The 9,334-nt window shown below is 68.6% G+C and carries 11 protein-coding genes; 7 read left to right on the top strand and 4 right to left on the bottom strand.

The genetic code is table 11. From position 1 onward, the window contains the following. Positions 1–339: RNA polymerase-binding protein RbpA (locus tag CEY15_RS01555; protein WP_095716992.1), on the bottom strand; the 339-nt coding region annotated here is incomplete at its 3' end. A 168-nt stretch (positions 340–507) separates the two neighbouring features. Here CEY15_RS01555 and CEY15_RS01560 point away from each other — a divergent pair. Further along, positions 508–864, top strand: coding sequence for a hypothetical protein (locus CEY15_RS01560; protein ID WP_042329798.1), 357 nt, complete (start codon positions 508–510; stop codon positions 862–864). 98 nt (positions 865–962) lie between these two features. Next, entirely contained in the window at positions 963–3,332 is a 2,370-nt protein-coding gene (locus CEY15_RS01565) for an ATP-binding cassette domain-containing protein (RefSeq protein WP_095716993.1), read from the top strand. Between the two features lie 13 nt (positions 3,333–3,345). Here CEY15_RS01565 and CEY15_RS01570 read toward each other — a convergent pair whose 3' ends face one another. Continuing rightward, complete coding sequence (locus tag CEY15_RS01570) at positions 3,346–3,567, bottom strand: sigma factor-like helix-turn-helix DNA-binding protein (RefSeq protein WP_095716994.1); 222 nt, start codon at positions 3,565–3,567, stop codon at positions 3,346–3,348. 89 nt (positions 3,568–3,656) lie between these two features. Here CEY15_RS01570 and CEY15_RS01575 point away from each other — a divergent pair, with 89 nt between their 5' ends. The 3 genes from CEY15_RS01575 to CEY15_RS01585 are packed head-to-tail and all read left to right on the top strand — an operon-like array spanning position 3,657 to position 5,332. Beyond that, positions 3,657–4,241, top strand: a complete 585-nt coding sequence (locus tag CEY15_RS01575) for a pyridoxamine 5'-phosphate oxidase family protein (RefSeq protein ID WP_095716995.1) — start codon at positions 3,657–3,659, stop codon at positions 4,239–4,241. A 3-nt stretch (positions 4,242–4,244) separates the two neighbouring features. Next, positions 4,245–4,871, top strand: a complete 627-nt coding sequence (locus CEY15_RS01580; protein ID WP_095716996.1) for a GyrI-like domain-containing protein — start codon at positions 4,245–4,247, stop codon at positions 4,869–4,871. Between the two features lie 23 nt (positions 4,872–4,894). Beyond that, positions 4,895–5,332 (top strand): PaaI family thioesterase, encoded by a 438-nt coding sequence (locus tag CEY15_RS01585; RefSeq protein ID WP_095716997.1) that lies wholly within the window; start codon positions 4,895–4,897, stop codon positions 5,330–5,332. Between the two features lie 18 nt (positions 5,333–5,350). Here CEY15_RS01585 and CEY15_RS01590 read toward each other — a convergent pair whose 3' ends face one another. After that, positions 5,351–5,791 carry a MarR family winged helix-turn-helix transcriptional regulator gene (locus CEY15_RS01590; protein WP_095716998.1) on the bottom strand — a complete coding sequence of 147 codons (441 nt, stop codon included), beginning with the start codon at positions 5,789–5,791 and terminating at the stop codon, positions 5,351–5,353. A gap of 60 nt (positions 5,792–5,851) precedes the next feature. Between CEY15_RS01590 and CEY15_RS01595 the strand changes: the two genes are divergently transcribed. After that, complete coding sequence (locus CEY15_RS01595) at positions 5,852–6,331, top strand: DoxX family protein (RefSeq protein WP_141244199.1); 480 nt, start codon at positions 5,852–5,854, stop codon at positions 6,329–6,331. 56 nt (positions 6,332–6,387) lie between these two features. Here the strand turns inward: CEY15_RS01595 and CEY15_RS18360 are convergent, their stop codons facing one another. Further along, positions 6,388–7,347: an alpha/beta hydrolase family esterase gene (locus CEY15_RS18360; RefSeq protein ID WP_095716999.1), complete on the bottom strand. Its 960-nt coding sequence runs from the start codon at positions 7,345–7,347 to the stop codon at positions 6,388–6,390. A gap of 66 nt (positions 7,348–7,413) precedes the next feature. On the opposite strand from CEY15_RS18360, the gene CEY15_RS01605 reads away from it, so the two are divergent. Next, on the top strand, positions 7,414–8,919 hold the full coding sequence (locus CEY15_RS01605; protein WP_095717000.1) for an amidase: 1,506 nt from the start codon (positions 7,414–7,416) through the stop codon (positions 8,917–8,919). The last annotated feature ends 415 nt before the right edge of the window (positions 8,920–9,334 follow it).

Here is a 9,334-nt window from a genome sequence, read left to right on the forward strand (position 1 = left end):
AGCGCCGGCGCGCCGACGCTTCTTGAGGATGTCCATCCGCTCCTTGAGCAAGTCCTCCAGATCGTCGAGCGACCGACGCTCGAGGAGCATGTCCCAGTGGGTGCGCGGCGGCTTACCCTTCTTGACCTCCACCGACGGGCCGTCGATGAGCTGGCCCTCCTGGCCGTTCTTGCACATCCAGGTGCCGGGGATCTCGGCGTCGTCGGCGAACGGGACCTCGTACACCTCGCCGTTCTCCGTCTGGTACTTGGCCATCCGCCGGGGCGCGAGATCGGTGTCCCGGTCGGTCTCGTAGCTCACCGCACCGAGGCGGCTGCCCCTGAGGACTCGATCTGCCATGCGAACTCCTTCTACCGTGTTCGTCCGTCTGTCCAGCTGACTGCCACATGACATCCTGTGACACGACGCTGTCGTGTTCCTGGTCATGTAACGCCAGGTGACCCCCCAAATGTTCCCACGGCACACGGCAGCAGGCCAGCCGGGGACCCTCTCGGTACCCTGACCACCGTGGACACCGACGCCCCCACCGAGCTCCCCCCGCCCCGGCGGGGTGAGGCCTCGTGCGCGTGGTGCGGGCGTCCGGTCGACGAGGGGAACACGGGTCGACGACGACGGTACTGCCGTCGCTCGTGCCGTCAGCGCGCCTATGAGCAGCGCCAGTCATTGCGGGTTCGAGAGCTGCCGGAGGGGACGGTGGTGCTCTCGGACGCCGAGTCGACGGATCTCATGGACCGCATGTTCCAGCTCAGGTGTGCGTGCGAGGACCTGCACACCGCGATCGTCGAGGGGGAGGACGCCGCCGAGTTGGCGCGGATGTCCGGAGATCTGGTGGCCGCTGCCCGGCGCGCCGAGCGATTGAGGTGACACGAGCGCCTGAGGTGAACCGGGCCACCGGATAACCCGCGGGCGGTGTCTTTCGGCACCTACGGTTGACCGCAGACCCGCAGCGAGGAGATGCCCCCGTGAGTGACCACATCGCCGATTCACACGACGTCATCCGTGTCCGGGGGGCGCGGGAGAACACCCTGAAGTCGGTCGACGTCGACCTGCCCAAACGCCGGCTCACCGCGTTCACCGGCGTCTCCGGTTCGGGCAAGAGCTCCCTGGTCTTCGGCACGATCGCCGCCGAATCCCAGCGGATGATCAACGAGACCTACAGTGCGTTCCTGCAGGGCTTCATGCCCACCCTCGCGCGCCCCGAGGTCGACCTCCTCGACGGTCTCACCGCGGCCATCGTGGTGGATCAGGAGCGCATGGGATCCGATCCCAGGTCGACGGTCGGTACGGCGACCGACACCGGAGCCCTGTTGCGCATCCTGTTCAGCCGGCTCGCGGAGCCGCACATCGGCGGACCCAAGGCGTACTCGTTCAACGTCGCCTCTGCCAGCGGGGTGGGCACCCTCAAGAAGGCGGACGGCACCCGGCAGAAGGCGGAGTTCTCCATCACCGGCGGGATGTGCGTGAGATGCGAAGGACGTGGGTCGGTGTCCGACTTCGACGTCGACGCACTCGTCGACAGGTCCAGGTCGCTCGCCGAGGGCGCCATCACGGTGCCCGGGTACTCGATGGACGGGTGGTACGGGCGCATCTACGCGGGCTCCGGGTTCTTCGACATGGACAAGCCCGTCCGGGACTTCTCCGAGCAGGAGATGCACGATCTGCTCCGGAGGGATCCGGTCAAGATCAAGGCCGACGGGATCAACGTGACCTTCGAGGGTCTGATCCCGAAGATCCAGAAGTCGATGCTGGCCAAGGATGTGGAGGCGATGCAGCCGCACATCCGGGCGTTCGTCGAGCGGGCGGTGGTGTTCACCACCTGCCCCGACTGCGACGGTACCCGCCTCAACGAGGGCGCGCGGTCCTCCCGTATCGGGGAGTTGAACATCGCCGACGCCTCGGCGATGCAGATCACCGATCTCGCCGAATGGCTGCGCGGGCTCTCCAAGCCGTCGGTCGCCCCGCTGCTCGCGGCTCTCCAGCACACCCTGGACTCCTTCGTAGAGATCGGGCTGGGTTACCTCTCGCTGGACCGGCCGGCCGGCACGCTCTCCGGCGGCGAGTCGCAGCGGGTCAAGATGATCCGGCATCTGGGATCAGCGCTGACGGACGTGACCTACGTCTTCGACGAACCCTCGATCGGGTTGCATCCACACGACATCCAGCGGATGAACGACCTGCTTCTACGGCTGCGTGACAAGGGGAACACCGTGCTCGTGGTGGAGCACAAGCCGGAGATCATCGCTATCGCCGATCACGTGGTGGACCTCGGGCCCGGCGCGGGGTCCGAGGGGGGCGAGATCTGTTACGAGGGGTCGGTCGCCGGGCTCCGGGAGAGCGGCACCGTCACCGGCCGGCACCTCGACGACCGGGCGTCGCTCAAGGTTGAGGTGCGCAAGGCGACCGGCCACCTCGAGGTGCGGGGCGCGACCGCCCACAATGTCCGGGACGTGGACGTCGACATCCCGCTGGGCGTGTTGTGCGTGGTGACCGGTGTGGCGGGCTCCGGGAAGAGCTCGCTCATCCACGGGGCGGTGTCCCCGCGGCCCGGTGTGGTCGCGATAGACCAGGCCGCGATCCGCGGGTCCCGCCGCAGTAACCCTGCCACCTACACCGGGTTGCTCGACCCCATCCGGAAAGCCTTTGCCAAGGCCAACGGAGTCAAACCCGCTATGTTCAGCCCCAACTCCGAGGGTGCGTGCCCCACCTGCAAGGGTGCGGGAGTGATCTACAGCGATCTAGGGCTGATGGCGGGGGTCGCCACGATGTGCGATGAGTGCGAGGGGCGGCGTTTCCAGGCCGAGGTGTTGGAGTACCGGCTGGGGGAGCGCACCATCGGTGAGGTCCTCGAGATGTCGGTGGCCACGGCCGAGGAGTTCTTCCGCGAGGGACCGGCCCGGATCCCGGCCGCGCACAAGATACTGCTCCGGCTCCGCGATGTGGGATTGGGCTATGTCCGTCTCGGACAGCCGTTGACCACGCTGTCCGGCGGGGAGCGGCAACGGCTCAAGCTGGCCGCGCAGATGGCGGACAACGCGGAGGTCTACGTGCTCGACGAACCGACCACCGGCCTGCATCTGGCCGACGTCCAAAACCTGCTGGGCATGCTCGACCAGCTGGTCGACGCGGGCAGGTCCGTCGTCGTCATCGAGCACCACCAGGCCGTCATGGCCCACGCCGACTGGATCATCGACCTCGGCCCCGGGGCCGGACACGGTGGTGGCCGCGTCGTGTTCGAGGGCACGCCCACCGAACTCGTGGCGGCCCGATCCACGCTCACCGGTGAGCACCTCGCGCAGTACGTGGGGCAGAGCGGCGAACCCGCCACCAGCTGAGGTCCGCCGTCACTCAGCCCGCTCGACCGAACCGTTTGTGCAGCGCCTGCTTGCTCACTCCTAGGACGACCCCGATCTCCGCCCAACTCAAGCCGTGCAGCCGGGCGTGCCGGACCGCCGCGGACTCCTCGCGCGCGAGGGCGGTCTTCGCCTCCGCGATCGCGGCCAGACGCGCGACCGGGTTCGGCGCGTCGCCGTCGTTGTTGTCGTCGTCGTCATCGAAGGTCGTCTCCACATCCCTCACCTCGGTCGTCAACCTACATTGACGACGGCCGGTCGTCAACCAGCGTTGACGCTGCGTGTGGGCGGAGTAGGGTTGGACCCGTGCCCGCCAACCGCTATCCGGAGATCGCGTTCGGCCCCGCCGCGCGTGCCCGGCAGGCGTCGGTCGGACTCACCCGGCCGCCGGAGGCCGGCGAGTTCAGCCTCGAGGGCACCGACTCCGCGCTGATCAGGCGCGCCGACCACTTCGTCCTCTCCAGCGTCACCGAAACCGGATGGCCCTATGCCCAGCACCGCGGCGGTCCCGCGGGTTTCGTCCACGTCCTGACGCCCACGTCACTTGCGTGGGCGGAGTTCCGCGGCAATCGTCAGTACGTCTCGGTGGGCAACGTGGACCACGACGGCCGCGTCTGCCTGCTCTTTGTCGATTACCCCACCCGGTCCCGGCTCAAGGTGTTCGGCCACGCCCGCATAGTCGAGCCGGACCGCGACCCCGAGCTGGTGGAGCGCCTGCGGGTGATGGGGGAGAGGACCTACACCGGGCATGTGGAGCGGGCGGTCGTCGTGGACCTGGTCGCCGCCGACGCCAATTGCAGCAAGCACATCACCCCCAGGTGGGATCGCGCGTACATCGACGACCTCACCGAGGTCTACCGCCGGCACATCGACGAGCTTCGCGAAGGGTGAACCGTGGACTCCTTCGACATCAAGCGCGATCGCAAGGATCTCTACAACGGTCGAGTCGGCTGGTTCGACGTGATTGAGGTGCCCTCGATGCGGTTCCTCATGGCCGACGGCCACGGCGATCCCAACACTTCCGGTGACTACGCCACAGTGATCGAGGCCCTGTACACGTGCTCCTATGCGGTGCGGGCTGCGGCGAAGGGCGAGCTCGGGCGCGTCCACACCGTCGCCCCACTCGAGGGACTCTGGTACGCCCGCGATCTCGAGGTGTTCACCGCGCGGAACAAGGACGCGTGGGAATGGACCATGATGATCTGGCAGCCGGACTGGGTTCCCGCAGACATGATCGTCGCCGCGCTCGAGACGGTGACCGAGAGGAAGCCCCACGTCGCGGTGGACCGGATCCGCGTGGAGGACTTCACCGAGGGCACCGCCCTGCAGACCCTGCACGTCGGGCCGTACGACGCAGAAGCGCCGGTGATCGCCCGGATGCACGAGGACGTCATCCCCGGCCGCGGATTCATCGCCTCAGGGCATCATCACGAGATCTATCTCTCCGACGCGCGCAGGACCGAACCGGCTCGACTGCGAACGATCCTGCGTCAACCCGTGGCGAGGGCCGCGGAGCAGTGATCGGGTGCGGGTAGAAAGGACTCATGACCGCCTCCGACGGGTTCCCCGATGCCTCTTCTGATGACGCGAGTACCTTCGTCCGGGCCTCCGGACTCGTCGTCGACGAGGTGACCTCGACGACCCTCAGAGGACACGCGGAACTCGGAACCGACCACCTCACCGCCTGGGGGACCGTCCACGGGGGTGTCTACGCGAGCATCGTCGAATCGGCGGGCGGCGCGGGCGCCGGCGCCGCCGTGACCGACTCCGGCCAGATCGCCGTGGGCATCCACAACGCCACCGACTTCCTGCGGGCATCGACCGGTGGACGCGTGGAGGTACTCGCGGAGGCCCTGTTCCAGGGGCGCAGCCAGCAGTTGTGGGACGTGGTGATCAACCAGTCCGAGAGCGGGAAAGTTCTGGCCAGGGGCCAGCTCAGGTTGCAGAACGTACCGCGGCCTGATCCTGCGCCGCACGCCTGACTGAATACGAGGCGTCGATCAGTCGGCGCCCGCACGCTCCAGAGCGGAGACGACGCTCCGCGCCAGTCGGCGTAGCTCGACCAGGTCTTCCGAAGGCATGTCCAGCTTCTCCAGCACTGCGCACTGGATGCGGCCGGCCTCCTCGCGCAGTGCGCGGCCCGCATCGGTGAGCACGACGGTCACGCTTCGGGCGTCCCTGCCCTCCCTGCTGCGAGAGACCAGCCCGGCGGTCTCCATTCTCGAGATCAGTGGGGACAGGGTGCCGGAGTCGAGGTACATCTGCTCGCCCAACTGTCGAAGCGTCAGACGGTCCTCCTCCCACAGGGCCAACAACACCAGATACTGGGGATAGGTGAGCCCCACTGCAGCCAGGGCCTCACGATACGCCGCGGTCGACGCCCTGGAAGCGGCATAGAGGGCAAAACAGACCTGTTGGTCGAGGCGGAGATCGGCGTTCATCCACCCAGTGTCTCTCGGAAGTCGATTGCGCACAATTGAATTGTGCGCAATACTTCTGCCATGAACCGAACTCCGGACAACCGACCGGCCGGCCCTACAGGCATCCAGGCGACTCGTCGTGGAGGCCGGGCCGGGGAGGCGGTCCGCTACGTCGGTCGCTGGGCTCTCGGCGCAGCGCTGGCGGGCGCCGGAGTGGGGCATCTGACCACTCTGCGCCAGGAGTTCCAGGCCCAGGTGCCCGGTTGGGTACCACTGGACCCGGACTTTGTGGTGCTGGCCTCCGGGGTGGTCGAGATCGGGCTGGGCGCCGCGCTCATCCTGGCCCCCTCGAGGGTCCGGCCCGCCGTGGGGTGGATCACCGCCGGCTTCTTCGTTGCGATCTTCCCCGGCAACATCTCGCAGTACGTCACCGGTACGGACGCCTTCGGACTGGACACCGACCGCGCCCGCCTGGTCCGACTGTTCTTCCAGCCCCTGTTGGTGGCGTGGGCCTTGTGGTCCACCGGGGCGTGGCGCGCGTGGCGGAACCGACGCCCCTGATCGCCGATCCCGCTGATGCCCGAGACCCCACAGTCGTCCGAGTGAATCCGATTCTCTCACTCAAGCTCGGAGAAGAACCTCCAGATCTCACCGGGGGCGTCATAGCGGGCCCCTCCGTCGCGGCCCCACCTGCCGGACAGGGTGGGGAAGGAGTGGCCGACGCGGTCCACCATCACCAGCCGGACCGGAGCGTGCCCCTCCCAGGTGAGGGTCTCGGCGTCGGCCTCCCGACTGGTCGACGGCGTCCCCGGGCCCTCTGCCACCCCGTTGTGTCGGGCGAACCACTCCGCACCCTCCACGGCGGACATGACCTCGCCCCGGGAAACCGCGGTGAGTCCCGATCCCACGCGGACCTCACCACCGTCGATCGGGTTGATCGGGTCCTGTCGCCCCTGCACGAACATGATGGGGACCGGGTCACCCTGCACCTCGCAACCGAGGTTGCCTGCGGTCGGGGGATTTGCGGCCACGGCCGCGACCCCATCGACCAGGTCTGGCGCCTCTAGGGCCAGGCGCATCGCCATGTGACCGCCGGAGGAGAAGCCCACCGCGTAGACGGGGCCGGTCGTCCCCACCGACTCGGCAGCCTGACGCATGAGACCCAGATCGTCGAGGTCCTCCACCTTGGCGGGCCAGTCACCCTCGACGCGGCACTCGTTCCAGTTGTTCTGGTGACCGTCGACGTAGACGACGGTGACCCCCTCCTCGTCGGCCAGTTGCTCGAGATCGGGTCCGATCCCGTTGCGGATCCCCGACGCGGTGTCCCCGGTCCCATGGATGACCAGGAGGACGGGTGCCGAGGGGTCGTCCACCGCGGCCGGCGGACGGTAGACCGTCCACGTCCGGGTCCGCTCGTCCAGCACGGTCGAGTGGCTGGTGAGGTTCTGCGACGAGTCCGCCGGGATCGAGGCGGACGGGTCGCGTTCGCCGGACGGCGATGCGCAGGCGGCAGTCGACACAGCGAGTGCGAGGCACGCCAGAGCCCGGGCCGGTCGGGGGAACATCGAGTGGGTCATCTCTCGAGTGTGCGTGATCTGTCGTTGGCCCGGCCCCCGGGGCGGCCCTGGGTAGACTCACACCCCATGCGTATCGATGAGTACCGTCGCCACGACGCCCTCGGCCTGGCCGCCCTGGTCCGGTCGGGGGAGGTGACGGCGAGCGAGTTGCTCGAGGTCGCGGTGCAGCAGGCGGACGCCGTCAACCCGCAGCTCAACGCCATCGTCCACCGGATGGACGCCCGGGCCCGCGAACGGGTGACGGAACCGCTCGACGGACCCTTCGTCGGCGTTCCCTTCCTCATCAAGGATCTGGGCCAGGACTACCGGGGAGTGCCGACCAGCGGCGGCTCACGGCCCCTGTCGCACGTCCCCGCGGTCGAGCATTCCACCGTGGTCCAGCGCTGGCTCGACGCGGGGCTCGTCATCTTCGGCAAGACCAACACCCCCGAGTTCGGCGCGAAGGGCATCACCGAACCGGACCTCTTCGGGCCCGCCCGCAACCCGTGGGACACCTCCAGGACGCCCGGCGGTTCCTCGGGAGGCTCGGCCGCCGCTGTGGCGGCCGGTGTCGTCCCGGTGGCCGGGGCCAGTGACGGCGGCGGCTCAATCCGCATCCCGGCCGCGTGCTGCGGCCTGGTGGGGCTCAAGCCGGGCCGGGGCCTGGTGCCGATGGGGCCGTCACTAGGGGAGGCGATGCACGGTGCGGCGACGCACGGCGTGATCTCGCGGTCCGTCCGCGACTCTGCGGCGATGCTGGATGTACTGGCCGGTGGCGAACCGAGCGGGCCCTACGTCCCCGGGATGCCCACCGAGGACTTCCTCTCGCAGGTCCGCAAGGAACCGGGGCGGCTGCGGATCGGCGTGTGCACCGCGTCCTCGATCAACTCCGACCCACACCCGGAGGCCTCGGCATCGGTCGAGGCGGCGGCACGCACGCTGTCCGACCTCGGTCATGACGTCGAGATGCTCGCCGAACAGCCGATCGACGACCTGGCGCTGGCGCGCGACTTCCTCACCACCTGGTTCGTGGTGCTGGCGTGGCAGGTCGACGACGTCAAGAGGCGCACCGGATGCCGGGACGGGGACTTCGAGCTGGACACGCAGATCATGGCGGCCCTCGGACGAGCGCACAGCAGCGTCGAGTACGTCGACACGGTGATGCGTCGACACGAGCACGTGCGGCGGCTGTCCGCGTTCTTCGAGAGTTACGACCTGCTGGTCACGCCCACGCTGGCCGACCTGCCGCCGCGTATCGGCGCGCTGGACACCCCGCGACTCGCTCACCGTGCGGCGAAGGGTTTGCTCAGGACCCGGACGGCCGGACTCTTGCGACACTCGGGGCTCGTGGAGTCGATGATCAACAACAACCTCAGCTGGATCCCGTACACCCAGCTGGCCAATCTCACCGGTCGACCGGCGCTCTCGCTACCTCTGCACCGGACCGCTGAGGGCGTGCCGATGGGGGTGCAGTTCATCTCACAGCTCGGGGGTGAAGCCATGCTCCTGCGCCTCGCCGGTCAGCTCGAGCAGGCGGTGCCGTGGGATCACCGGCGGCCGCCCGTACCCGCCGGCGCTGGGGGACCTCGATAACTCGGGGCTCGTCGCCCGGCCTCACGGGGAGCGCCCCTAGAAACGTCACAGTGACGTTTTGAGCGTAGTTAACCAGCCGCCCCGGTGTTGCCCCGAGGGGCCGGCGCTTAACCCGTCAGGTTGGATTCCACCCGTCTGACTGGTTCCGCCCGTCAAAGTCCGCGGCCAGCGGGTACCGGGGCCAGACCGCCCACAGGGCGTCTCCGCACGATGGAGTCGGCCCGCGCGAACGTCGGCTGAAACCGCGTCGACGGGGCGGCGACCTCAGTGGACGGGCGGGGCGACCGGGGACAGTGCGACAGAACAACACCGCGCCGGGGCCGGCACCCGGGCGGCACGATCGACAGCATCGCTGCAGGGCCCACCGCTATCGGCATTATCGCCAACTGGTAGGAGCGGGTGTTCGGGAGTCGGG

The organism is Dietzia natronolimnaea, assembly GCF_002289575.1.
Taxonomy (GTDB): domain Bacteria; phylum Actinomycetota; class Actinomycetes; order Mycobacteriales; family Mycobacteriaceae; genus Dietzia; species Dietzia natronolimnaea_A.